General features: G+C 72.0%; 17 protein-coding genes and 1 pseudogene. 2 read left to right on the top strand and 16 right to left on the bottom strand.

The window, feature by feature from the left end; genetic code table 11:
- Positions 1–10 precede the first annotated feature (10 nt).
- From ACFZAX_RS17730 to ACFZAX_RS17760, 7 genes are all read right to left on the bottom strand, one after another.
- Positions 11–2,410, bottom strand: coding sequence for a Tox-REase-5 domain-containing protein (locus ACFZAX_RS17730; RefSeq protein ID WP_390962491.1), 2,400 nt, complete (start codon positions 2,408–2,410; stop codon positions 11–13).
- Positions 2,411–2,774: 364 nt separating this feature from the next.
- On the bottom strand, positions 2,775–4,367 hold the full coding sequence (gene serA, locus ACFZAX_RS17735) for a phosphoglycerate dehydrogenase (protein ID WP_390962493.1): 1,593 nt from the start codon (positions 4,365–4,367) through the stop codon (positions 2,775–2,777).
- Positions 4,368–4,691: 324 nt separating this feature from the next.
- Positions 4,692–5,693, bottom strand: coding sequence for a ketol-acid reductoisomerase (gene ilvC / locus ACFZAX_RS17740; RefSeq protein ID WP_327178153.1), 1,002 nt, complete (start codon positions 5,691–5,693; stop codon positions 4,692–4,694).
- Positions 5,694–5,827: 134 nt separating this feature from the next.
- A complete protein-coding gene (gene ilvN, locus ACFZAX_RS17745; RefSeq protein ID WP_386886297.1) occupies positions 5,828–6,355 on the bottom strand; it encodes an acetolactate synthase small subunit in 528 nt (175 codons plus the stop codon).
- A gap of 22 nt (positions 6,356–6,377) precedes the next feature.
- On the bottom strand, positions 6,378–8,234 hold the full coding sequence (locus ACFZAX_RS17750; protein WP_390962496.1) for an acetolactate synthase large subunit: 1,857 nt from the start codon (positions 8,232–8,234) through the stop codon (positions 6,378–6,380).
- 201 nt (positions 8,235–8,435) lie between these two features.
- Positions 8,436–11,276 (bottom strand): EAL domain-containing protein, encoded by a 2,841-nt coding sequence (locus ACFZAX_RS17755; protein WP_390962497.1) that lies wholly within the window; start codon positions 11,274–11,276, stop codon positions 8,436–8,438.
- Between the two features lie 575 nt (positions 11,277–11,851).
- Positions 11,852–12,802, bottom strand: coding sequence for an NAD(P)-dependent oxidoreductase (locus ACFZAX_RS17760; protein WP_390962498.1), 951 nt, complete (start codon positions 12,800–12,802; stop codon positions 11,852–11,854).
- Between the two features lie 331 nt (positions 12,803–13,133).
- Here ACFZAX_RS17760 and ACFZAX_RS17765 point away from each other — a divergent pair, with 331 nt between their 5' ends.
- Together ACFZAX_RS17765 and ACFZAX_RS17770 are read left to right on the top strand one after the other, a co-directional pair.
- Positions 13,134–14,126 carry an aldo/keto reductase gene (locus ACFZAX_RS17765; protein WP_390962608.1) on the top strand — a complete coding sequence of 331 codons (993 nt, stop codon included), beginning with the start codon at positions 13,134–13,136 and terminating at the stop codon, positions 14,124–14,126.
- Positions 14,127–14,366: 240 nt separating this feature from the next.
- Positions 14,367–15,530 carry a PQQ-dependent sugar dehydrogenase gene (locus ACFZAX_RS17770; protein WP_390962609.1) on the top strand — a complete coding sequence of 388 codons (1,164 nt, stop codon included), beginning with the start codon at positions 14,367–14,369 and terminating at the stop codon, positions 15,528–15,530.
- A gap of 47 nt (positions 15,531–15,577) precedes the next feature.
- Here the strand turns inward: ACFZAX_RS17770 and ACFZAX_RS17775 are convergent, their stop codons facing one another.
- The 9 genes and pseudogenes from ACFZAX_RS17775 to ACFZAX_RS17815 form a co-directional block, all read right to left on the bottom strand.
- Entirely contained in the window at positions 15,578–16,198 is a 621-nt protein-coding gene (locus tag ACFZAX_RS17775; RefSeq protein WP_390962499.1) for a hypothetical protein, read from the bottom strand.
- A gap of 72 nt (positions 16,199–16,270) precedes the next feature.
- Positions 16,271–16,825 (bottom strand): GNAT family N-acetyltransferase, encoded by a 555-nt coding sequence (locus ACFZAX_RS17780; RefSeq protein ID WP_390962501.1) that lies wholly within the window; start codon positions 16,823–16,825, stop codon positions 16,271–16,273.
- A 92-nt stretch (positions 16,826–16,917) separates the two neighbouring features.
- Positions 16,918–17,283 (bottom strand): annotated as a pseudogene (locus ACFZAX_RS17785) (signal peptidase I); the annotation flags it as partial.
- A 36-nt stretch (positions 17,284–17,319) separates the two neighbouring features.
- A complete protein-coding gene (locus ACFZAX_RS17790) occupies positions 17,320–18,579 on the bottom strand; it encodes an SLC13 family permease (protein ID WP_390962611.1) in 1,260 nt (419 codons plus the stop codon).
- 136 nt (positions 18,580–18,715) lie between these two features.
- Positions 18,716–20,224, bottom strand: a complete 1,509-nt coding sequence (gene gatB, locus ACFZAX_RS17795; protein WP_390962503.1) for an Asp-tRNA(Asn)/Glu-tRNA(Gln) amidotransferase subunit GatB — start codon at positions 20,222–20,224, stop codon at positions 18,716–18,718.
- A 16-nt stretch (positions 20,225–20,240) separates the two neighbouring features.
- On the bottom strand, positions 20,241–20,474 hold the full coding sequence (locus ACFZAX_RS17800; protein WP_073727053.1) for a hypothetical protein: 234 nt from the start codon (positions 20,472–20,474) through the stop codon (positions 20,241–20,243).
- 5 nt (positions 20,475–20,479) lie between these two features.
- Positions 20,480–21,982 carry an Asp-tRNA(Asn)/Glu-tRNA(Gln) amidotransferase subunit GatA gene (gene gatA / locus ACFZAX_RS17805; RefSeq protein WP_390962504.1) on the bottom strand — a complete coding sequence of 501 codons (1,503 nt, stop codon included), beginning with the start codon at positions 21,980–21,982 and terminating at the stop codon, positions 20,480–20,482.
- Between the two features lie 5 nt (positions 21,983–21,987).
- Positions 21,988–22,284: an Asp-tRNA(Asn)/Glu-tRNA(Gln) amidotransferase subunit GatC gene (gene gatC, locus ACFZAX_RS17810; protein WP_266709411.1), complete on the bottom strand. Its 297-nt coding sequence runs from the start codon at positions 22,282–22,284 to the stop codon at positions 21,988–21,990.
- Positions 22,285–22,482: 198 nt separating this feature from the next.
- The gene (locus ACFZAX_RS17815) at positions 22,483–24,630 is read right to left on the bottom strand and encodes an EAL domain-containing protein (RefSeq protein WP_390962505.1); all 2,148 of its coding nucleotides are present in this window, start codon (positions 24,628–24,630) and stop codon (positions 22,483–22,485) included.
- Between the last annotated feature and the right edge of the window lie 424 nt (positions 24,631–25,054).

The following is a 25,054-nucleotide window of genomic DNA, read 5'->3' on the forward strand; positions in this document are numbered from 1 at the left end:
CGGACAGGTCCTAGTCGAACGCCCCCGGCTTCCGCGCGCTGTCGATCGGTTTCTGCGCCGTGTGCACCACCTTGATCGGCAGCCCCTCCTCCCGGAAGGCGGCGCGGGCGGCCTTGGCCACGTCCGGGTCGGAGAAGTGCCATTCGACGGCACGCCCTCCGGACGCCTCCACCTGGGCGCGGGCCTCCGCGATGAACTTCTCCTTGCCGGACGAGGTGAGAGCGGCCCTGCCCGGCTGGGCCAGGTAGCTGGTGTACCCGTTCTTGGCCTCCAGGAAGGTCTGGCGGCTGGAGTCCCAGCCGTCGTACTCGACCGCCGGCTTGCCCTCCTTGGGGCTGGGCACGACGTACTCCCGGCCGCGGGTCGTGCCGGTGACCTGCTCCTGGTAGCGGAGCCAGGACTCGTTGGTCCAGTTGGGCTGGGGGTTGCGGTCGCGGCTCGCCCAGTAGCCGTCGCCGAGGTCGGCGGAGCCCAGCTCGGGGTCGTTCAAGTCCTTTGCCCAGGGCGCCGGTTCGTAGTTGCGCGGGTCCGAGGTGTCGCCGTGGCGGGGTTCCGGGTACTGCTTCAGGTCCTCGGCCGCCTTGCGGGCGCGCTCGGGCTCCTCCAGCCGCTTCTTCTCCAGGGCGGCGGCGCGGGCGTCGGCGCGGGCCTTCTCCGCCGCCTCCTTGGCGGCCGTGTCGCAGCCGCCGTCCGCGAGAACGATCCGGCCGCCGGTGCCCGCCGCGAGGATGCCGGTGCCCGACCCGGCGACCCCGCCGGCCTCCGGGTTCCGGTCTCGGCCAAAGTCCCCGTCTCCGCCGACGCGTACGAGCGGCGGTCCGGAGGCGATGACGCAGCCGGTCTTGCGCGCCGCGTCCTCCGCCTTGTCCGCGGCCTCGTCGGCCTCCTTGGCCGCCTTGCTCAGTGCGTCGAGGTCGCCCGCCTCGGCTGCCGCGGCCGCCCGCCGGGCCGCCGCGCCGGCGTCCCCGGCCGCCTCGGCCACCTCTTCGGCGGCCTTGCCGATCTTGCCGAGTTCGCCGACTTTTCCGGCGACCTTGCCGACGTCGTACCCGGGGATGAAGAGCGAGCCGACGTTCCACAGCACGTCGGTGACGGCACGGGTCTTCTCGCCGTTGTTCCACCGGTCGCGCACCTCGTCGCCGACGAACACGGTGTCACCGACGCTGACGACGGTGTTGACCGAGGCCTTGCCCCAGTCGAAGACCGCGCCGAGGTAGTCCCCGTCGCCCCACTTGCCCGAGGCGTCCTTGGAGTCCTGCATCCAGTCGTGGCCGAGCTGCTTGCCGTAGTCGGCGATGCCGGACCAGGTCTCGGGCTTGACGAGGCTGACGATGCCGGTGACGTCACCCCAGACGCCGTCGACCGCGACCCCCTTGACCACCTGGGTGGTCTGGTCCCAGGCGCAGCCGAAGAAACCCCAGCCGCCGCAGTCCTTGTCGTCGTCCTTGCCACCGGAGTCGGACCCGGGGCCGGGATCTGAGTCGGTGGCGAGGACCGGGGTGTCGTAGGCGGCCTCCGGCTCCTCGCTCGTCTCGGGGTACGTGTCGGTGCTGCCGGACGTCCCACCGGACGCGCCGCCGACCGTCCCGCCGGTGGAACCTCCCGACGTGGAGCCGCCCGCCGTGGAGCCCTCGGTCGACGAACCCCCGGTCGTCGTGGACCCCCCGGTCGTCGTGGAGCCGCCCGTCGTCGTGGTGCCGCCGTCCGAGGTGCCCCCGGTGGTGGTCGAGGAGCCCTCGCCCGTGGAGCCCGTACCGGCGCTTCCGCCCGTACCGGCGCTCCCGTCCGTACCGGCGCTTTGGCCCGTACCGCCGCCCGCCTCCACCGAACCGCTGCCGGAGACCGGGCAGGAGGAGCCGGTGAGCGAGCAGATCGCGGACTGGAGGCCGTCGGTGATCCGGCCGCCGAGGCCGCCGACCGTGAGCGCCCCGATGAGCGCGACGACGATGAGGACCAGGCCCAGGTACTCCAGCGCGGTCTGGCCCCGGTCGCGCCGCCAGGTGATCAGGTGCGGGAAGGAGAACTCCGGCTTCTCCGCGCGCCGTCCGGGCGGCAGCAGGAACCACTCCCGGCTCCGCCGCCGGAAGAGGAGGATCAGGACGGTCGCGGGGACGAGGAGTTGGGTGAAGCCGTGCGGCGAACCGTCGGCGAGATTCGCGAGGCCCCCGGCCGCCAGCCAGACCTGGAGGGCGGTCAGCGCCCACCGGAGGCCGTTGCCGCCTTCGTGGAGCCGGCGCGAGAACCACCAGGCCAGCACCCCGGGCAAAGCCGCCCAGGCCGCGACGCCGAGGAGTTCGCCGCCCACCGCGTCCACCGCGAACGCCGAGCCGAACAGGCCGAGCGCGCCCACCGCGGTCGCGGCGGCCAGCACCAGGAGGAGGATCTGCGCCAGGGCCAGCGCGCGCGGCATCGGCTGTCTGCCACCGGGCGCCGGAGCGGCCCCTCCGCCAACGGATGTCCCACCGACTGCCGACATGCTGACCCCAACCCCCGGTGCCCGTACGCGACACGACTGCCGCACACGCTAGGGCGGAGCGGCAGTCGGAGTCGTGGGCCCCAGGGCCCAACTGCGGGCCCATACCGGACTATTCAACCGGCGGGGCCGAACGCGGGCGGCCGACGAGCCAGTACAGGAGCGGCCGGCGGGCCAGTACGGGAGCGGTCGGCGGGGCAGTACGGGAGCGGGAGCGGCGACAGCGAAGCACCCGGGGCACGGACGTCCGTGGTGGACGTACGAGCCCCGGGTGCGAAGGTCACACGGTGCGGGAAGCCGCTCAGGCGACGAGGTTCACCGAGCGGGCCATGGCGGCCCCGATCTCCTCGGAGATCTCGTTCAGCACCGGCTGCGGGACGGTGTCGTCGACGGTGAGGACGACGAGAGCCTCGCCACCCGCGTCCGAGCGCGAGACCTGCATGCCCGCGATGTTGAGACCGGCCTCGCCGAGGATACGGCCGACGGTACCGACGACACCGGGACGGTCTTGGTAGCGCAGGACGACCATGTGGTCGGCGAGCGCCAGGTCGACGTCGTGCTCGCCGATGGCGACGATCTTCTGGAGGTGCTTGGGGCCGGCCAGCGTGCCGGAGACCGAGACCTCCTCGCCGCCCGCGAGGGTGCCGCGCACGGTGACGACGTTGCGGTGCTCGGCCGACTCGGAGCTGGTGGTGAGGCGGACCTCGACACCGCGCTCCTGCGCGAAGAGCGGAGCGTTGACGTAGCTGACGGTCTCGTCGACGACGTCCTCGAACACGCCCTTGAGCGCGGAGAGTTCGAGCACCTTCACGTCGTGCTGGGTGATCTCGCCGTACACCTCGACGTCGAGCCGGGCCGCGACCTCGCCCGCGAGGGCGGTGAAGATGCGGCCGAGCTTCTCGGCGAGCGGCAGGCCCGGGCGCACGTCCTGGGCGATGACGCCGCCCTGGACGTTGACCGCGTCGGGCACCAGCTCGCCGGCGAGCGCGAGGCGCACCGACTTGGCGACGGCGATGCCCGCCTTCTCCTGGGCCTCGTCCGTGGAGGCGCCGAGGTGCGGGGTGCAGACGACCTGGTCGAACTGGAAGAGCGGGGAGTCCGTGCAGGGCTCCTTGGCGTACACGTCGAGGCCGGCTCCGGCGACGCGGCCCTCCTTGAGGGCGGAGGCGAGCGCCTCCTCGTCCACGATGCCGCCGCGGGCCGCGTTGACGATGCGCACCGAGGGCTTCACCTTGTGCAGGGCCTCGTCGCCGATGAGACCGAGGGTCTCGGGCGTCTTGGGCAGGTGCACGGTGATGAAGTCGGAGACCTCCAGCAGCTCGTCCAGGCTGAGGAGCTTGACGCCCATCTGCGCGGCACGGGCCGGCTGCACGTAGGGGTCGTACGCGACGATCTTCATGCCGAAGGCGGACATGCGCTGGGCGACCAGCACGCCGATGCGGCCGAGGCCGACGACACCGAGGGTCTTCTCACTGAGCTCGACACCCGTGTACTTGGAGCGCTTCCACTCGCCGTTCTTCAGGGCGGTGTTGGCCTGCGGGATGTGGCGGGCGGTCGCGACCAGCAGACCGCAGGCGAGCTCGGCGGCGGTGACGATGTTGGAGGTCGGCGCGTTGACGACCATCACGCCGGCCTTGGTGGCGGCGGAGACGTCGACGTTGTCCAGACCGACACCCGCGCGGGCCACGACCCGGAGCTTCTTCGCCGCGGCGATGGCCTCGGCGTCGACCTTCGTGGCGGAACGCACCAGGATCGCGTCGACATCGGCGATGGCCGGGAGCAGTTCGGCGCGGTCGGCGCCGTTGCAGTGCCGGATCTCGAAGTCAGGCCCCAGGGCGTCGACCGTGGCGGGCGACAGCTCTTCGGCGATGAGTACGACAGGTTTCGAGCTCACGTGTGTCCTCACAAATCCAGTGCGGACGGCCGTCCCGACGGCCGCAGGCGGTGGAGGCTAGCCGCGTGGAAGACGCACGACACTGTGGGCCTGACGCGTATATGTGTTGAGCAGTGTAGTCATGCGCCGGGGCATTGGCTGCTCCCCGGTGGAAGGATCACCCTGACGGGAATCGACGGCTTGTACATACGTACGGCCGCGGCCTCCCGGCGGAACCCTTCCGGTCTGAGTTCGTCCGTTGCGCCCGTCGCGCCCCGCGGTGACACGGGGCCGGGCGAAGCACCGCCGGGCGGGCCCCGAAGAGCCCGCCCGGCGGTCGAAGGCTTACGCCTCCTCGTCGTTCACCCAGCTCATGAGCTTGCGGAGCTCGCGGCCGGTGGTCTCCAGCAGGTGGTCGCTGTCGGCCTTCTTGTACTCGTTGTACTTGGGCAGACCGTTGTGGTACTCGGCCATCCAGTTCTTGGCGAAGGTGCCGTCCTGGATCTCGGCGAGGACCTTCTTCATCTCGGCCTTGGTGGCGTCCGTGATGATGCGCGGGCCGGTGATGTAGTCGCCCCACTCGGCGGTCTCCGAGATGGACCAGCGCATCTTCTCCAGGCCGCCCTCGTACATGAGGTCGACGATGAGCTTCAGCTCGTGGAGGCACTCGAAGTACGCGATCTCCGGCTGGTAACCGGCCTCGGTCAGGGTCTCGAAACCGGCCTTGACCAGGGCGGCGGTGCCACCGCAGAGAACGGCCTGCTCGCCGAAGAGGTCGGTCTCGGTCTCCTCGGTGAAGGTCGTCTTGATGACGCCGGCGCGGGTGCCGCCGATGCCCTTCGCGTAGGAGAGCGCGAGCTCCAGGCCCTTGCCCGACGGGTCCTGCTCGACGGCCACGATGCACGGAACGCCGCGGCCCTCTTCGTACTGACGGCGGACCAGGTGGCCCGGCCCCTTGGGGGCGACCATGCAGACGTCGACGTTGGCCGGCGGCTTGATGAAGTCGAAGCGGATGTTCAGGCCGTGTCCGAAGAACAGCGCGTCGCCGTCCTTGAGGTTGTCCTTGATGGACTCCTCGTAGACCTGGGCCTGGATCGGGTCCGGCACGAGGATCATGATGACGTCGGCCTCGGCCGCGGCCTCGGCCGGGGTGACCACGCGCAGACCCTGCTCCTCGGCCTTGGCCTTGGACTTGGAGCCCTCGTGCAGACCGACGCGCACGTCGACGCCGGAGTCACGCAGCGACAGCGCGTGGGCGTGGCCCTGGCTGCCGTATCCGATGACCGCGACCTTGCGGCCCTGGATGATGGACAGGTCTGCGTCGGCGTCGTAGAACAGCTCGGCCACTGGTGATTCTCCTTGTGTGCAGGTGTTGCGTCCCACCGTACGGCGGGGGGCGCCGTGTACGTTCTCCGGTCTCGCCATCCGAGCGGCGAGACGGGCGGAGGGCCCGGGCTGTGCGCCGCGGGCCCCCCGAGGGGTCATGCGGTGCGGTCGAGAGCGCGCAGGGATCGGTCGGTGATCGAGCGCGCGCCGCGCCCTATGGCGATGGTGCCGGACTGGACGAGCTCCTTGATGCCGTACTGCTCCAGCATCTTGAGCATCGCGCTCAGCTTCTCGGCGCCTCCGGTCGCCTCGATCGTGACCGCCTCGGGGGAGACGTCCACGGTCTTGGCGCGGAACAGCTGGACGATCTCGACGATCTGCGAGCGGGTTTCGTTGTCCGCACGGACCTTCACCAGGACGAGCTCGCGCTGGATCGCAGCGCCGGGCTCCAGTTCGACGATCTTCAGGACGTTGACCAGCTTGTTGAGCTGCTTGGTCACCTGCTCCAGGGGCAGGTCCTCGACATTCACCACGATGGTGATGCGGGAGATGTCGGGGTGTTCGGTGGTCCCGACGGCGAGCGAGTCGATGTTGAACCCGCGTCGGGAAAACAGGGCGGTGATCCGGGCGAGGACACCGGGCTTGTTCTCGACCAGGACGGAGAGCGTGTGCTTGGTGGACATGGAGTCGGTCTCTCTCTGTCTCTCAGTCGTCTTCGTTGTCGCCGAAGTCGGGGCGGACGCCTCGGGCGGCCATGACCTCGTCGTTGGAGGTGCCGGCGGCGACCATCGGCCACACCATGGCGTCCTCGTGGACGATGAAGTCGACCACGACCGGGCGGTCGTTGATGGCGTTGGCCTCTTCGATGACCTTGTCCAGGTCGGCGGGGTCCTCGCAGCGGATGGCGTAGCAGCCCATCGCCTCGGACAGCTTGACGAAGTCCGGCACCCGGGTGCCCCGCTGCGTGACGCCGTCGGTGTCGGCTCCGCCGCTCAGCACGGTGTTGGAGTACCGCTGGTTGTAGAAGAGGGTCTGCCACTGGCGGACCATCCCGAGGACGCCGTTGTTGATGATGGCGACCTTGATCGGGATGTTGTTCAGGGCGCAGGTGGTGAGTTCCTGGTTGGTCATCTGGAAGCAGCCGTCGCCGTCGATGGCCCAGACGGGGGCGTCCGGGCGGCCGACCTTGGCGCCCATCGCCGCCGGGACCGCGTACCCCATCGTCCCGGCGCCGCCGCTGTTGAGCCAGGTGGCCGGCTTCTCGTACTGGATGAAGTGCGAGGCCCACATCTGGTGCTGGCCGACGCCCGCGGCGAAGATCGTTCCCTCGGGTGCCAGTTCGCCGATGCGCTGGATGACCTGCTGCGGGGAGAGGCTGCCGTCCTCCGGCATGTCGTAGCCGAGGGGGTAGGTCTCGCGCCAGCGGTTGAGGTCCTTCCACCAGGCGCTGTAGTCGCCGGTGTTGCCCTCGGTGTGCTCGGCCTGGACCGCCTGGACCAGGTCGGCGATGACCTCGCGGGCGTCGCCCACGATCGGCACGTCGGCGAGGCGGTTCTTGCCGATCTCGGCCGGGTCGATGTCGGCGTGGACGATCTTGGCGTACGGGGCGAAGCTGTCCAGCTTGCCGGTGACGCGGTCGTCGAAGCGGGCGCCGAGGGCGACGATCAGGTCGGCCTTCTGCAGCGCGGTGACGGCGGTGACCGAACCGTGCATGCCCGGCATGCCCACGTGCAGCGGGTGGCTGTCGGGGAAGGAGCCCAGCGCCATCAGGGTGGTGGTGACCGGGGCTCCGGTGAGCTCGGCGAGGACCTTCAGCTCGGCCGTGGCACCGGCCTTCATCACGCCGCCGCCGACGTACAGCACCGGGCGCTTGGCCTGGGTGATGAGACGGGCGGCCTCGCGGATCTGCTTGGCGTGGGGCTTGGTGACCGGGCGGTAGCCCGGGAGGTCCTGGGTGGGCGGCCAGCTGAAGGTGGTCTGCGCCTGGAGGGCGTCCTTGGCGATGTCGACGAGGACGGGGCCCGGACGCCCGGTGGAGGCGATGTGGAACGCCTCGGCGATGGTGTGCGGGATGTCGTCGGCGTCGGTCACCAGGAAGTTGTGCTTGGTGATCGGCATGGTGATGCCGCAGATGTCGGCTTCCTGGAAGGCGTCCGTGCCGATGGAGGCGGAGACGACCTGACCGGTGATCGCGACGATCGGCACGGAGTCCATGTGCGCGTCGGCGATCGGGGTCACCAGGTTGGTGGCGCCGGGGCCGGAGGTGGCCATGCAGACGCCGACCTTGCCGGTGGCCAGGGCGTAGCCCGAGGCGGCGTGACCCGCGCCCTGCTCGTGCCGGACCAGGACGTGGCGCACCCGGGTGGAGTCCATCAGCGGGTCGTAGGCGGGGAGAATGCAGCCGCCGGGAAGGCCGAATACCGTGTCGGCGCCGACTTCCTCGAGAGAACGGATGAGGGACTGCGCGCCCGTGACGTGCTCAACGATGGCGGACGGCTGTCCGCCGGTACGGGACCGCGACTGGGGCTGGTGGGCCCCGGTGGCCTGCTCGGTCATCGGCATTCTCTTCTCGAGGCTGAGGGTTTTGCGGGGTTTTGGGGATGCCAGTGCAACAAAAAACCCCTCGTGCCGTGAGGCAAGCGAGGGGAGCGCGCCGGTGCGGTAAGCGGAGTGTCGTGTGACTCCGCTTCAGCCGACGCGCTTTCCAAGTACGAGAATTCGGGTGCGCATGGCATTGACCCTCTCTCCGGCACGCCGACCGTGTCAAGCGGGTGGGACGGGCGTCTCATCATGTGAGCCACCCAATCGTGGGGGCGAACCCCCGGCGAGAACGGGCTGAGCTGCCGGTACTCCGGGTACGGGGAAGTGTCCGCGGCGCAGCGCGTGGCGCAGCCGGTACTCGTCCAGCGGCCCCGAGAAGGCCATCCCCTGGCCGTGGGTGCACCCCATGGCCCGCAGCGCGAGCACCTGCTCCGGGACGTCGACGCCGTCCGCCACCGACTGCATCCCGAGGTCGCAGGCGATCCGCAGCAGCCCGCTGGTGATCTTGTGCAGCCGGGCGGACTCCACCACGCCTTCGACGAGGCCCCGGTCGAGTTTGAGTACGTCGACGGGGAGGCGGCGCAGCGCGTTGATGGCGGCGTACCCGCTGCCGAAGCCGTCCAGCGCGATGCGGACGCCGAGGCGGCGCAGGGCCACCAGGCGGCGTTCGAGTTCGTCGAAGGAGATCCGCGGGTCGCTGTCGCCCACCTCGATCATCAGGGCTCCGGAGGGCAGGCCGTGGCGGGTCAGCAGGGCCTCGACGGAGCCGAAGGGCAGGGCGTTGTCCAGCAGGCGCCCGGCGGAGAGCCGGACGGAGACGGAGACCGGGTACCCGGCCCGGGTGCGCTCGGCGGCCTGCTGGACGGCTTCCTCCAGCAGCCAGCGGCCGAGCTCCGCGGTGCGGTCGCCGTCGTCGGGGACGCGCAGGAACTCGGCAGGGGTGAAGAGGATGCCCTGGGCGGACCGCCAGCGGGCCTGTGCGGCGACCGCGGCGACGGTGCCGGAGGCGAGGTGCACCACGGGCTGGTGGAGCAGGGCGAACTCACCGTCGCGCAGGGCGGTGCGCAGCCGGGCGGCGAGCTCGGAGCGGCGCACGACGTCGGCCTGCATCTGCGGGGCGTAGAGCTCGACCCGGTCCTTTCCGGCGGCCTTGGCGCGGTACATCGCGAGGTCGGCGTTGCGCATGAGGTCGGTGGGGGTGATCCCGGGCTCGGCGAAGGCGACGCCGATGGAGGCCGCCACCCGCACCTCGCCGGTGCCGATGAGGTACGGCTGGGAGAGGGTGAGGCGCAGCCGGTCCGCGATCTCGTGGACCTGGTACTCCCGGGCGGCCTGGTCGCGGGTGCCGTCGCCGACGATCAGCGCGGCGAACTCGTCGCCGCCGAGCCTGGCCGCGGTGTCGGCGGCGCGGACGGAGTCGGCGAGCCGCTGGGCGGCCTGGACGAGGAGTTCGTCGCCGGCCTGGTGCCCGATGGTGTCGTTCACGGCCTTGAAGCCGTCGAGGTCGATGAAGAGCACGGCGGTGCCGAGGTCGCCGGCCCGGCGTCCGCCGAGCGCCTGGCGTACCCGTGCGGTGAAGAGCGCCCGGTTGGGCAGATCGGTGAGCGGGTCGTGTTCGGCGTTGTGCTGCAACTGCGCCTGGAGCCGGACGCGTTCGGTGACGTCGCGGCTGTTGAGCAGGAGGCCGCCGTGGTGGCGGTTGACGGTGGACTCGACGTTGAGCCAGTCCCCGGAGCCCGACCGGAAGCGGCACTCGATCCGGGTGGTGGGCTCCTCGGCGGGCGGGGCGGCGAGGAAGCGCCGCACCTGGTGGACGACCCTGCCGCGGTCGTCGGGGTGGATGATCGAGATGAGTTCGGTTTCGAGCAGGTCCTCCGCCGGGCAGCCGTAGACTCCCGCCGCCGCCGGACTGACGTAGCGGAGTTTGCCGTTGGGGTCGGCGATCATGATGACGTCGCTGGAGCCCTGGACCAGGGAGCGGAAGTGGTTCTCCTGCTGGGCGAGTTCCTGGGTGAGGGTGAGGTTGTCCAGGAGCATGATCGCCTGGCGCAGCACGAGGGCCAGTACGACGGCGCAGCCGGTGACGACCACCACCCCGTCGACCCGGCGGCCCTCGACGACGTTGTAGAGGATGCCGAGGGTGCAGACGGCGGCGGCGAGGTAGGGCGTGAGGGCGGCCAGTGATCCGGCGATCGGGCGGCTGGTGGGACGCCCGGTCCGGCCGGGGCGTTCGGCGTACGCGGGGGGCCCGGGCGGCGCGGTCGCGTGGCGTACGCCCCAGGGCGCGTAGGCGAGCAGCAGCGAGCCGGCGAACCAGCCCGCGTCCAGGAGCTGGCCCGAGTGGTAGGTCGAGCGGAGCAGCGGGGAGGTGAACAGGGCGTCGCTGACGACGGTCAGGGCGAGCCCGGCGATGGCGGTGTTCACCGCCGAGCGGTTGGCGTTGTTCCGCCGGAAGTGCAGGGCCAGGACCATGGAGACGAGCACGATGTCGAGCAGCGGATAGGCCAGTGACAGTGCGGCGCGGGCGACGCTCTCCCCCTCGCCGACGACGTCGGTGGTGTGCGCGAGGGCGAGGCTCCAGGAGAGGGTGAGCAGCGATCCGCCGATGAGCCAGGAGTCGAGCACCAGGCAGACCCAGCCGGCCCGGGTGACGGGGCGTTTGGCGAGCACCAGGAGTCCGACGATCGCGGGCGGGGCGAAGCAGAGGAAGAAGAAGTCGGCGGCGGAGAGCGGCGGTACGTGCCCGTCGAGGACGACTTCGTACCAGCCCCAGATGGCGTTGCCGCAGGCGGCCATCGCGGAGGAGAACGAGAAGAGCAGCCAGGCGGCCCGGGAGGGCCGGCCCGCCGCGCCCGCGTACAGGAAGCAGGAGACGGAGGCGATGAGGGCCGCCAGGCTGAGACCGAAGTCGCCCATGAAGAGCGCCAGTCGGGTCGAGCCCCAGCCGACGGCGGCACCGACCGCGTAGCCCGCGCAGACGACCGCGAGCAGGACCTGGGGCAGTACCCTCGCGCGGGCGGACACGGCCGGCCGGCGGGAGAGCGGGGCGTCCAGGGCACTCACCGGACCGCTCCCCGGTCCAGGTCGTGTTCCGTAAGTCCCGCCTGCCGCACGGCGCCTGGCACGCACGCTCGCCGCGTTGCCGGGATCACTCCGGTGCGTCCGGTATCGGGGCGCCCCTCCGCCGTGCGATCGCACGCACCGGACGTCGCCGGACCCGCCCTCCGGACGGACGGCACCACGTCCGGAACACGGCCCGGGGCGGTCTGCCACGCCGTCGCGCGAACCGCCGCCGTGCGAACCGCCGTCCCGCGAACCGCCGTCCCGCGAATCGTCGTCGCGCTCCGGCTCGCAGGCACGCGACGGAGCGTTGGTCGCGACGGCGGGCGGCTGCGGCGCAGCGCTCGCGTCGAGGACCGCTGCCGTCGGTTCCGCGCCCGTCCGTCCCGTTTTTGGCCGCACATCGCCCACTGCCCCCTCGCGTCCAGCTGCCCGCCCCGCCGCCGTCCTGCCACGGCGCAGCCCCCGCCTCTGGACGATACACCAGACTCGTCACGCAGGGCCATACTTCCTCTACTCTCCGTGACGACCTGGGGTGTTGTGCGTACGGGGCGTGCTGTCGCCGCTGCGGACCGCTGTCAGCCGGTGGTGTGCACGACGTTGTGCACGGGCTCCCCCGCGGCGAACCGGTTCAGCTGACCGGCGATCAGCCGTTTGGCGCGCGGCAGGAACGCGGAGGTGCTGCCGCCCACGTGCGGACTGATCAGAACGTGGGGCGCGTGCCAGAGCGGGTGGCCCGGGGGCAGCGGTTCCGGGTCGGTGACGTCGAGTGCGGCCCGCAGCCGCCCCGACTCCAGTTCGGCCAGCAGCGCCTTGGTGTCCACGACGGGGCCCCGGGCCATGTTCACCAGCAGGGCGCCGTCCGGCATCGCCGCCAGGAAGGCGGCGTCGGCCAGCCCTCGGGTGGACGGGTTCAGCGGCGTCGAGAGGATCACGACGTCCGCCCGCGGCAGCAGTGCCGGCAGTTGGTCGAGCGCGTGGACGGGCCCGCGCGTGGTGGTCCGGGGGGTGCGCGCGACGCGTGCGATCCGCGCGCACTCGAAGGGCGCGAGCCGGTCCTCGATGGCCGAGCCGATGGAGCCGTACCCCACGATGAGCACCGACTTGTCGGCGAGCGCCGGGTAGAAGCCGGACCGCCACTCCTCGGCGTCCTGGCCCCGCACGAACCCGGGTATGTCGCGCAGCGAGGCGAGGATCAGCGCGACGGCGTGCTCGGCGGTGGACGCCTCGTGCACCCCCTTGGCGTTGCAGAGGCGCACGCCGGCGGGAAGCCCGGCGAGGGCGGGTTCCACGTGGTCGGTACCGGCGGAGAGGGTCTGGACGACCTGCACGGCGCGCATCCCGGGGATCGGACGGACCGACGTCTGCGGGCTCTTCGCGTACGGCACCACGTAGAAGGCGCACTGCGCCGGGTCGGCCGGGAACTCGGCTCCGCCGTCCCAGAAGTGGTAGGTGAAGCCCTCGGGGAGCCCGGATATCTCGTCGGCCGGGAGCGGCAGCCACACGTCGGTGCGGGTCGTGGAAGTCATGCTCCCGAGGCTATGCGAGGCGGTGGACGCCGTGCCGCCGAGGTTGTGCGGAGCCGGTGGACGTTCCGCCGCCGAGGCCGTGCGAGGGCGGTGGGTGTCGTGTTCCGGGGCCGAGGACGGGCCGTCGGGGCGCGCCGTTGAGGAGTCGGGGCGTCTTCGCGCCAAGCTGTCGCCGGGGCCTTTCGTTCGACGCCGGGCACGCGGGCCCGACACGATCCGAGCGGCAGGACCCGGCCGCGTGACGCAACGTGCTGATCCACTCCCTATCGTGGGACGAGCACGGGGCGGGCCCTGGGCGGTGCCGGACACGGCCGAGGGAGGGTTCGGGGAGTTGGAGCGCAGGACGATCGGTGGGGCGGCGCTCGCCGTGGGCGCGGTGGGGCTGGGCTGTATGCCGATGAGTTGGGGCTACAGCGCGTCACAGCGGCTCGGCGAACGCTCGGTGCGTACGGTGCACGCGGCTCTCGACGCGGGGGTCCGGCTGCTCGACACGGCGGACATGTACGGCCCGTTCACCAATGAGCTGTTGGTCGGGCGGGCGTTGAAGGGCCGCCGCGAGGACGCCTTCATCTCCACCAAGTGCGGGCTGCTGGTGGGGGATCAGCACATCGTGGCCAACGGCCGTGCCGGGTACGTGCGCAGGGCCTGTGACGCCTCGTTGAGGCGGTTGCAGACCGATGTGATCGACCTGTACCAGCTGCACCGCGCCGACCCGGAGGTGCCGGTGGAGGAGACCTGGGGCGCGATGGCGGAGCTGGTGACCGCCGGCAAGGTGCGCGCGCTCGGGCTGTGCGCCGTGGGGGCGCGGGTGCCGCGCCGGTCCCGGGCGGGGCTGTACGACGCGACGATCCGGCAGTTGGAGCGGGTGCAGCAGGTCTTCCCGGTCAGCGCGGTCGAGGCGGAGCTGTCGGTGTGGTCGCCGGAGGCGTTGGTCTCCCTGCTCCCCTGGTGCACCGCGCGCGGGGTGGGGCTGCTGGCCGCGATGCCGCTGGGCAGCGGCTACCTCACGGGCACCCTGAAGCCGGGGCAGGGCTTCGAACCGGACGACCCCCGGGCCCGGCACCCCCGGTTCACCGCGGAGATGATGGCCGCCAACCAGCCGGTCGTGGCCGGGCTGCGCAGGGTCGCGCAGCGGCACGGGGCGACGCCGGCGCAGGTGGCGCTGGCGTGGGTGCTGCGGCAGGGCCCGCACGTGGTGCCGGTGCCGGGTGCCAAGCGGGAGGAGTGGGCGGTGGAGAACGCCGGGGCCGCCGCGCTGGCACTCACCGACCGCGATCTGGCCGAGATCGCCGCGCTCCCGCCGGCCCTCGGCTCGTGGGACTGACGGCGCGGCTCCCGTCCCGGCGGCGCGGGCGAAGGACGACCGGTTCGGCGCGATGCCCGACTACCCCGCGCGGGTACGGGCACCATGGGCGGGGGCGGTCCGCGGACGGGCGGCCCGGGAGCGGACGACGGGGCCCGGCGGGCCCGGAGAAGGATCGGTTCTGTGCGCGGTGCGGTGTTCGGATCAGTCGGTGCGGTGTTCGGATCGGTACGGGGCCGGGGCGCACGCGGCCCGGCGGCGGTGGCCCTCCTTTCGGCGGCGGCCCTGGCGTTGACCGCCGGCTGCTCGTCGTCCTCGGGTGGCCCGGGAGGTTCCAGGACCTCCGGCGCGACCGGCGCCACCACGGCCGCCTCGCCGTCGGCCGTCCCCTCCCCCACGGTCTCGCCGCCGCCCGCCGAGGGCTCGGCGAAGGTGGTCTCCACCCTCACCACCGGCCTGGACTCCCCCTGGGGGCTCGCGGTGCTGCCCGGCGGCGACCTGCTGGTCTCCTCCCGGGACGAGGGCACGGTGACCCGCGTCGACGCGAAGACCGGCGGCAAGACCCTGCTGGGCTCCGTCCCCGGGGTGTCGCCCGCCGGTGAGGGCGGGCTGCTGGGGCTCGCCGTCTCCGCGACGTACGGCGCCGACCACCAGGTGTACGCGTACTTCACCACCGAGTCCGACAACCGCATCGCCCGCATGGTGTACGACGAACGACGGCCCGCCGGGGAGCAGTTGGGGGCGCCCGACACCATCCTGCGCGGCATCCCGAAGGGCGCGGTCCACAACGGCGGCCGGATCGCCTTCGGCCCGGACCGGATGCTGTACGCGGGCACCGGCGAGACCGGCGACGACGGGCTGGCCCAGGACGAGGACTCGCTGGCGGGCAAGATCCTGCGGATGACCCCGGACGGGGAGCCGGTGCACGGCAATCCGGAGGCGGACTCGGTGGTCTACTCGCCCGGGCACCGCAATGTGCAGGGACTCGCTTGGGACGGCGGGAAGCGGCTCTGGGCCTCGGAGTTCGGCCAGGACACCTGGGACGAGCTGAACCTCGTCGAGCCGGGCGGCAACTACGGCTGGCCCGAGGTGGAGGGGCTCGCGCCAAAGGGGGCGGGCGGCGACTTCATCGACCCGGTCGCGCAGTGGAAGACGGCGGAGGCGTCGCCGAGCGGCATCGCGTACGCGAAGGGCTCGGTCTGGATGGCGGGGCTGCGCGGCGAACGGCTCTGGCGGATTCCGCTGAGCGGCTCGGCGAAGGAGCCCCTGGCGAAGCCGCAGGCGTTCCTGGAGGGGACGTACGGCAGGCTGCGGACGGTGGCCGCGGCGGGCGGCGACAAGCTGTGGGTGGTGACCGGCAACACCGACGGACGCGGCGACCCGAAGCCGGGCGACGACCGGATCCTGCTGGTCGAGGTCGAGTAGCGGCCGGCCCTGCGGGGAGGGCCGGCCGCCACCCGTCCGCGGGCTCGTCAGGTGCTCGGCAGTCCGACGATCAGGTCGAAGAACATGGCGATCGAGAGGACCAGCCCGATCGCGCCCAGCACCACGCCGCCGAGGGCGACGGAGCGGATCCAGGACGGCTGCGGGTGCGCGGAGGGCTTGCCGAAGGCGGGCCGTACCAGCACGAAGACGCCGACGAGCACGGCGAGGATCGCGAAGATGCCGTTGACGAGGGCGGTGGTGTGCCAGGAGTCGCCGTAGATCTCGGAGATCTGCTGGGCGGCGGTGCCGCCGTTGGAGGTCTTGATCTGGCCGATCAGGGTCTCGCGCTCGGAGGCGACCTTGCCGGTCCAGCCGCCGACCAGGCCGACCACGCCGAGGGCGGTCGAGACGACGGCCCCGGCTCCGGCGCCGATGCCCCGGGAGGCCGCGTCGTCGTCGAGGTCCTCGTCTTCGGGGCTCTCGTCCAGGTCCTCGAACTCCCCGAACGCGTCGGACTTGGTGAGGGCGTCCGACGGCCCGTTCTTCTCCCCGGTGGCCGGGGAGCCGCCCTCGGCCACCGCGGCGGCGGCTTCGGACGTGGGCGGCTGCTCCTCGCGGTCGTCTTCGGCGGCAGGGGCGGTAGAGGTCTTGGCGGTGGAGGTGTTCATGCGCCGCACGCTAGGGGTCCCGTATGAGAACCCTCTTAACGTCACGGTCCACCGGTGACCGTTCTGGGCGGTTCAGGCCCGTCCGGCCCGCCATTCCGGGGCGAGGACCGACCAGATCTCGGTGTCGTGGCGCACACCGTGATACGCGTAACTCTCCCGCATCACCCCGTCGCGGGACATGCCGAGCCGGCGGGCCACGTCGATGGACGGGGTGTTCCCGGCGGAGGCGTGCCACTCGATCCGGTGCATCGACCGGACGTCGACGGCCCAGTCGATGAGCACGCGCACGGCCCGGGTGACCAGGCCGCGTCCGGTGGCGTCCGGTTCCAGCCAGCAGCCCACCTCGCAGGTGCCGGATTCCGCGTCGAAGACGCGGAAGAGCACCCCGCCGACGAGGGTGCCGTGCAGCCGGATGCCGTAGAGCCGTCCGGTGTCGGCTGCCTGCTTGTCCGCGTACCGCTGGAGCAGGGCGCGGGCGGAGGGCAGGTCGGTGGCGAAGGTCGCGAAGGGGATCCAGGGGTCGAGGGCCGGGCGGGCCCGGTCCATGTGGGCGAGGAACTCCTCGGCCTGCCAGACTTCGAGCGGGAAGAGCTCGGCCCCGTCCTCACCCAGACTCAACGTGAACATGCGGCTCCCTCGTCATCGGTACGCACGCCGGGCACATCGGCACGCCCGCCGGACATACTCGCACAAACGTCCGATCGGCTTTCGCCCGCGGGAGCCTCGGCCACCGCGTACCCGGGCACCGAGGGCCACCGGACCGTCAGCACGACCGACTCCTCCTCCGCGAACCAGGAGTGGTCGACGCCGTGACCCCAGACGACGTAGTCGCCCTGGCGCGAGAGCACCACGTCCCTGCCGGGCAGCTCCACCCGGAACCGGCCGCTGACGAGCACCAGCAGCGCGGTGCGCTCCTCGCCCCGCACCCACTGGGCCCGTTCGTCACCGGGCGGGTGGACCCCCCACTTGATCTCGACGTCCTCGCTGTGGCGGGGGTCCGCGGCGTCCTTGAAGTGCCCGAGGATCCATCCCCGGTCCAGCGCCGCGTCCGCGCCGGCGTTGCCCACGTACACGTTCTCGTTCATGTGCACGAAGGCTAATCGGCGCACGCGGCCCCTCTGTCACACCCCGATCAGCTCCAGCGCTCCCCAGAGCGCGACCGTCGAGGCGGCGAGCGTGGCGGGGACGGTCAGCAGGCCGAGCCGGGTGAAGTGGCCGAGGTCGGGCGGGGAGTCGTGGGCGTGCAGGATGCGGCGCCACAGCAGGGTGGCCAGCGAGCCGACGTACGTCAGGTTCGGGCCGAGGTTGACCCCGATCAGCGCGGCGAGAAGCGGGCCGGGCCCGGCCGCCGCGACGACCGGCAGCAGGGCGAGGATCGCGGGGAGGTTGTTGATCAGGTTGGCCAGCACGGCGGCGACGGCCGCGACGGCGAGGAGCGCGGTCAGCGACGAGCCGTCGGGGAGCACCTTGCCGATGCCGGTGCCGAGCCCGTGGTCCACGACCGCCTTGACCACGACCCCCAGAGCGAGCACGAAGAGGCAGAACGGCAGGTTCGCCGAGTGCAGCAGCCGCAGCGGTGTGGTCCGGCGCTGCCCCAGGGCCCGTACCCCGAGCACCAGCGCACCGGCCAGGGCCGCCCAGAGAGGTTCGGCGCCCGCGAAGGAGGTCACGACGAACCCCAGCAGGGTCAGCACCAGCACCACCAGCGTGAAGACGGGCACCGCGGTGCGTTCGGCCTCCGGGTCCGGCGCGTGGGCGCCGGCCGCGAGGTCCTCGGCGAAGACCCGGCGGAAGACCAGGTACTCGACGGCGATGGCGGCCAGCCAGGGCAACGTCATCAGCGCGGCGAACCGGGTGAAGGAGAGTCCGCTGGCGGTGAAGGCGAGGAGGTTGGTGAGGTTGGAGACGGGCAGCAGCAGGGACGCCGAGTTCGCCAGGTGCGCGCAGGCGTAGACGTACGGGCGGGGGCGCGCGCCCACCCGGGCGGCGGTGGCGAAGACCACGGGGGTCAGCAGCACGACCGTGGCGTCCAGCGAGAGCACGGCGGTGATGACGGAGGCCACCACGAACACCCCGCCGAGCAGCGGCCCGGTGCGGCCCCCGCAGAGCCGGGCCACCAGGTCGCCGGCGGCCTGGAACAGCCCCTCGTCGGCGCAGAGCTGGGCGAGGACGAGGATCGCGGCGAGGAAGCCGACGACCGGCAGCAGATCCTCGGTCTGTTCGCGCGCCTCGGAGAGCGGCACGGCCCCGATCGCCACCACCAGCAGGGCGGCCGGCACGGCGAGGACGGCCTCGGGCAGCCCCCGGGGACGTACGACGGCGAAGGCCAGGACCGCGAGGAGGACGGCGACGGAGACGGTCGCGGCGAGCACGGTGTTCAGCGGACCCTCCGGGGCCGACGGGCCCGCCACCGGGGGCGGGCGTGAACGGGGGTGGCAGTGCACGCGCGAAGGGGCGGCGCACCCGATACCGGGATGCGTCGCCCCTTCGTACGAACAGAGCCGCTGGCGGGAGGGGTCAGCCCTCGACGCCGAGCTTCTCCAGGATCAGCTCGCGGACCCGGGCGGCGTCGGCCTGACCGCGGGTGGCCTTCATGACCGCGCCGACGAGCGCGCCCGCCGCCGCGACCTTGCCGGCCCGGATCTTGTCCGCGATGCCCGCGTTGGCGGCGATCGCCTCGTCCACGGCCGTGGACAGCGCGCCCTCGTCCGAGACGACCTTCAGGCCGCGCTTCTCGACGACGGCGTCCGGGTCGCCCTCGCCCGCGAGGACGCCCTCGATGACCTGGCGGGCCAGCTTGTCGTTGAGGTCGCCCGAGGCGACGAGCTCGGTCACCCGGGCGACCTGCGCCGGAGTGATGGGCAGCTCGTCGAGGCCGCGGCCGGTCTCGTTGGCGTTGCGGGCCAGCTCGCCCATCCACCACTTGCGGGCCTGGTCGGACGGGGCGCCCGCCTCGGTGGTGGCGACGATCAGGTCGACGGCACCGGCGTTGAGGATCGACTGCATGTCGAACTCGGAGACGCCCCACTCCTCGCGGAGCCGGTTGCGGCGCAGGCGCGGCAGCTCGGGGAGTCCCTTGCGGAGCTCCTCGACCCACGCGCGAGCCGGGGCGACCGGCACCAGGTCCGGCTCGGGGAAGTAACGGTAGTCCTCGGCGTTGTCCTTGATGCGGCCGGCCGTGGTGGAGCCGTCCTCCTCGTGGAAGTGCCGGGTCTCCTGGACGATCGTGCCGCCGGAGGAGAGCACCGCGGCGTGCCGCTGGATCTCGAACCGGGCGGCCCGCTCGACGGAACGCAGGGAGTTCACGTTCTTCGTCTCGGAGCGGGTACCGAAGGTCTCGGTGCCGTTGGGCCGCAGCGACAGGTTCACGTCGCAGCGCATCTGGCCCATCTCCATGCGGGCTTCCGAGACACCGAGCGCCTTGATGAGCTCACGGAGTTCGGCGACGTACGCCTTGGCGACCTCGGGGGCGCGCTCGCCCGCTCCCTCGATCGGCTTGGTGACGATCTCGATGAGGGGGATGCCCGCGCGGTTGTAGTCGAGCAGCGAGTGCGAGGCGCCGTGGATGCGGCCGGTGGCACCGCCGACGTGCGTCGACTTGCCGGTGTCCTCCTCCATGTGGGCGCGCTCGATCTGCACGCGGAAGATCTCGCCGTCCTCCAGCTGGACGTCCAGGTAGCCGTTGAAGGCGATCGGCTCGTCGTACTGGGAGGTCTGGAAGTTCTTCGGCATGTCCGGATAGAAGTAGTTCTTCCGGGCGAAGCGGCACCATTCGGCGATCTCGCAGTTCAGCGCGAGGCCGATCTTGATGGCGGACTCGACGCCGATCTCGTTGACGACGGGGAGTGCGCCGGGCAGACCGAGGCAGACCGGGCAGGTCTGCGTGTTGGCGTCCTGCTTGAGCTCGGTGGAGCAGCCGCAGAACATCTTGGTCTTGGTGCCCAGCTCGACATGGACTTCGAGGCCCATGACGGGGTCGTACGTCGCGAGAGCGTCCTCGTACGACACCAGGTCAATGACAGTCACGGTGAAACTTTCCCTCTCAGCCCAGCAGGACGTCGTCGTCGCCGAGACGCTTCAGTTCGCGGTACAGGATCGCGAGACCGGTGACGATCGCCGCGGCGGAGACGGCCGCGTCGATGAGCCGGAGCACGTCGTTGTCGTTGCGCGCCAGCTTCGCCTGCTTGGCGACGCTGATCGCGCCGAAGGCGGTGGAGCCCAGCGAGACGTACAGACCGGTCTTGGACTTCTTGAAGTTCTTGGCCTTCTTTGCCATGGCACTCACAGCGACGGAGCCTCCTCGAGCAGTGGGTGACCCCACTGTTCCACGAAGGCGGCCTCGACGGCGGCTCCGACCTTGTAGAGCCGGTCGTCCTTCATCGCGGGGGCGATGATCTGGAGACCGACCGGCAGGCCGTCCTCGGGGGCCAGGCCGCAGGGGAGCGACATGGCGGAGTTGCCGGCGAGGTTCGTCGGGATGGTGCAGAGGTCCGCGAGGTACATCGCCATCGGGTCGTCGGCGCGCTCGCCGATCGGGAAGGCGGTGGTCGGGGTGGTCGGCGACACGATGACGTCGACCTCCTCGAACGCCTTCTCGAACTCGCGGGTGATGAGGGTGCGGACCTTCTGCGCCGAGCCGTAGTACGCGTCGTAGTAGCCGGAGCTGAGGGCGTACGTACCGAGGATGATGCGGCGCTTGACCTCGTCGCCGAAGCCGGCCTCACGGGTGAGGGCGGTGACCTCCTCGGCGGACTTCGTGCCGTCGTCGCCGACCCGCAGGCCGTAGCGCATGGCGTCGAAGCGGGCTAGGTTCGAGGAGCACTCGGACGGCGCGATCAGGTAGTACGCGGAGAGCGCCAGGTCGAAGGAGGGGCAGTCCAGCTCGACGACGGTGGCGCCGAGCGAACGGAGCAGCTCGACCGACTCGTTGAAGCGCTGGACGACACCGGCCTGGTAGCCCTCGCCCGAGAACTGCTTGACGACGCCGACGCGCAGGCCCGCGACGGAGCCGTTGCGGGCGGCCTCGACGACCGGCGGGACCGGGGCGTCGATGGAGGTGGAGTCCATCGGGTCGTGCCCGGCGATGGCCTCGTGGAGCAGGGCCGCGTCCAGGACCGTACGGGCGCAGGGGCCGCCCTGGTCGAGGGAGGACGAGAAGGCGACCATGCCGTAGCGGGAGACCGAGCCGTAGGTGGGCTTGACGCCGACGGTGCCGGTGACGGCGGCGGGCTGGCGGATCGAGCCGCCGGTGTCCGTGCCGATGGCCAGCGGTGCCTGGTACGAGGCGAGCGCGGCGGAGGAACCGCCGCCGGAGCCACCGGGGATGCGGGTGAGGTCCCACGGGTTGCCGGTCGGGCCGTAGGCGCTGTTCTCGGTGGAGGACCCCATGGCGAACTCGTCCATGTTGGTCTTGCCGAGGATGACGACGTCGGCCTCGCGCAGCTTGCGCGTGAGGGTCGCGTCGTACGGCGGGACCCAGCCTTCGAGGATCTTGGAACCGACGGTGGTCGGCATGTCCTTCGTGGTGAAGATGTCCTTCAGCGCGAGCGGGACGCCTGCCAGCGGGCCGAGCTTCTCGCCGGCGGCCCTCTTCGCGTCGACGGCGCGGGCCTGCGCGAGCGCGCCCTCGCGGTCGACGTGCAGGTAGGCGTGGACCTTCTCGTCGACGGCCTCGATCCGGGCCAGGTGGGCCTCGGTGACCTCGACGGCGGTGAGTTCGCCGGAGGCGACGGCCGCCGCGATCTCGGCCGCGGTGAGCTTGATGATGGTGCTGTGGTCCGTCATGGCTGTTAGTCCTCCCCCAGGATCTGCGGCACCTTGAAACGCTGCTGCTCCTGGGCGGGTGCGCCGGAGAGCGCCTGCTCGGCGGTGAGCGACGGGCGGACCACGTCGGCCCGCATGACGTTGGTCAGCGGCAGCGGGTGGGAGGTCGGCGGTACGTCTTGGTCGGCGACCTCGGAGACGCGGGCGACCGCGCCGATGATGTCGTCGAGCTGACCGGCGAAGTGATCGAGCTCTTCGCCCTTCAGCTCCAGACGCGCCAGCCGGGCGAGGTGGGCGACCTCCTCGCGCGTGATGCCAGGCATGCAGCGATCCTCAGGGGTTGGGGTGTGTGGCTACGGTGTGTCGCTTCGGCCAACAGGATTGGCCAAGTCGGTTTGGCCCAATCTTATGGGGTCGCCCGTGGGCGCCCCCGCCACCGGGTGGATCGCGGCCTCCCGGGAGCGGCCGGGTACCGGTGCGTGCCCGTCCCCTTCGCCCGCGGGCCCCGCCCGGCGCCGTCGTCAGGCGGGGGCCGGTCCGGAGTTCACGGTGCGGCCGGAGGGGAGCTGCCCGGGTTCGGGTGCCGCCGCCGCTGCCGCCGCCGCGGCCTTCAGTTCGGCCGGGCGCCGCCAGCCGTGTTCGCCGCGCGCCCGCAGCCAGGCCGTCGCCTCGGCCGGCGGCATCGCCGCCGCCACCAGCCAGCCCTGTACGGCGTCGCAGCGCAGGTCCCGCAGCCGCTCCCAGGTCTCGTCGTCCTCCACACCCTCCGCGACGACCAGCAGCCCGAGCGAGTGGGCGAGGTCGATGGTGCAGCGGACGATCTCCGCGTCCTCGTGGTCGACGGCGAGCCGGGCCACGAACGACCGGTCGATCTTGAGTTCGCTCACCGGCAGCCGGCGCAGGTGGACGAGGGAGGAGTAGCCGGTGCCGAAGTCGTCGAGCGACATCTTCACGCCGTGCCCGGTGAGTCCGGCGAGGGTGTCCGCGGCGCGCTGCGGGTCCTCCAGCAGCACGTGTTCCGTGATCTCCAGCTGGAGGGAGCCGGCGGGGACCCCGTGGCGGGCCAGCCGGGCGGCCACGCCGCCGGCGAAACCGGGGGTGTGCACGTCCCGGGGCGAGACGTTGACCGCGACGGGTACGAAGAGGCCCTCGGCCCGCCAGCGGGCGACCTGGGCCAGGGCCGTCTCCAGGACGTAGTCGGTGAGATGGGGCATCAGCCCGGACGATTCGGCGATGGCGATGAACTCGTCCGGGGGGACCCGGCCGCGCTCGGGGTGCACCCACCGCACCAGGGCCTCCAGCCCGGCCACCTGACCGTCGAAGCGGACCTTGGGCTGGTAGTGCAGTTCCACGTCCCCCGCGTCCAGGGCGCGGCGGAGGTCGCCGAGGAGGCCGAGCCGGTCCGGGGTGTTGCTGTCCCGCTTCGACTCGTACACCTCCACGCCCGTACGGTCGCGCTTCGCCTGGTACATGGCGACGTCGGCGCGGCGCAACAGCCCCTCGGCGTCCTGCGCGTGTTCGGGGTGGACGGCGACTCCGGCGCTGGCCTCCAGCACCAGGGTGAGACCGTCGAGGTCGAGCGGTGAGGAGAGTTCGGCGACCAGGTGCCGGGCGACGCGCTGGGCGCTGGTGGTGGACTCGGTGTACGGAAGCAGCACCGCGAACTCGTCCCCGCCGAGCCGGGCCGCCTCGGCGCCGCGCGGCAGGGCGAGCCGCAGCCGGTCCGCGATCTGGAGCAGCAGCCGGTCGCCGGCCAGGTGGCCGAGGGTGTCGTTGACGGCGCGGAAGCGATCCAGGTCGATGAGGACCAGGGCGCAGCGGTTGCCGAGGGGTTCTGCCTCTTCCAGTGCGGACCAGGTCCGCTGGAGGAGCCACTGCCGGTTGGGCAGTCCGGTCAGCGGGTCGCGCAGCTGCTCCTCGGCGCGGGCGCGGGCGATCCAGAGCGTGGAGTCCAGCGCGACGAGCGGCACCGCGAAGAGCGGCAGCAGGACGGGCATGGTCGTCGCGACGACGCAGATCAGCGGGGCGATGCCGAGCAGGGCGACGGCGACGAGTCCCTGGCGCAGCAGCGTGGTGCGGGCGATGGTCGGCAGTCCGCCGCCCTGGGGGGCGCGGGCGTACCAGAGGAGGGCCCGGGTGACGAGGAGGTGGGTGGCGGCGGCGAGCACCACGGCCGGCAGGGTGTCGATGCCCCAGTCGAGTGGCCGCCAGGGGGTCTCGACGCTGGGTTCGACGCCGAAGGCGGCGAGTACGAGGGCGGCGGCGCCGATGCCGAGTATGTCCACGGCGCCGTGGAGGAGCCCTTGCGACCAGCGGTGTCTGCGGGCGACACCGACGAGGACGACGACGACGACGCTGACGAGTCCGGCGGGCACCCAGCCGTAGAGCAGCAGGACGGAGAGGGTCAGTGCGGCGCCGGAACCGGTGCCGCCCCACCACCGGTCCCGGCCGAGGGCGACCAAGTGGCCGACGATGACGCCGGTCAGGACGGCGAGGGACCAGCCGACGGTGCCGTCCGGGAAGAGTGCGTGGCCGTGGTGGAGGCCGCGGCCGAGGCCGGTGACGAGCTGAAGGCCTGCGAGCGCCACGAGCAGGACGCCCGCTTTCGGCGTGAGACCCGTGAAACCCTGCGTCCGTGACACCGGTGCGGCGCTCTCGGTCGGCTTCATTCCGTCCCTCTCACAGCCTGCGGTGGCGATGTCACGCGGTGGCTCCCACTCCCATGCCACCACGGCCCGCCCCCACCACGCAGCCGAGCACGGAGGGCGCAGGAGCCAACAGTAGGACGCCGAGAGCTTCCGGGTCAGCGCTCCGCACCTCTTGGGGTGGTCCCGTGCTTCCCGGCGGATGGGCGACGACGGTCGCGGCGCCTCGCCGTGCGGCGGGGACGTACCGATACGTTCCGTACGCCCCCGTATGGGTACGTCCTCCGCCGTGCGAGGCCCACGTCCGACGCCGTACGCCGATCCGCCAGGCAGGTTTCATCCCCGTTCGGGGACCGGGCCATTCCCCGGGGGCGTCTCGAATGCGTCTCGATGGCCGGTCCCCTCGTGCGCAGGGTCGCCGGTCGCTCCTCGTGCCTACCGCTGCCGG

It is taken from the genome of Streptomyces sp. NPDC008125, from assembly GCF_042957125.1.
GTDB lineage: Bacteria > Actinomycetota > Actinomycetes > Streptomycetales > Streptomycetaceae > Streptomyces.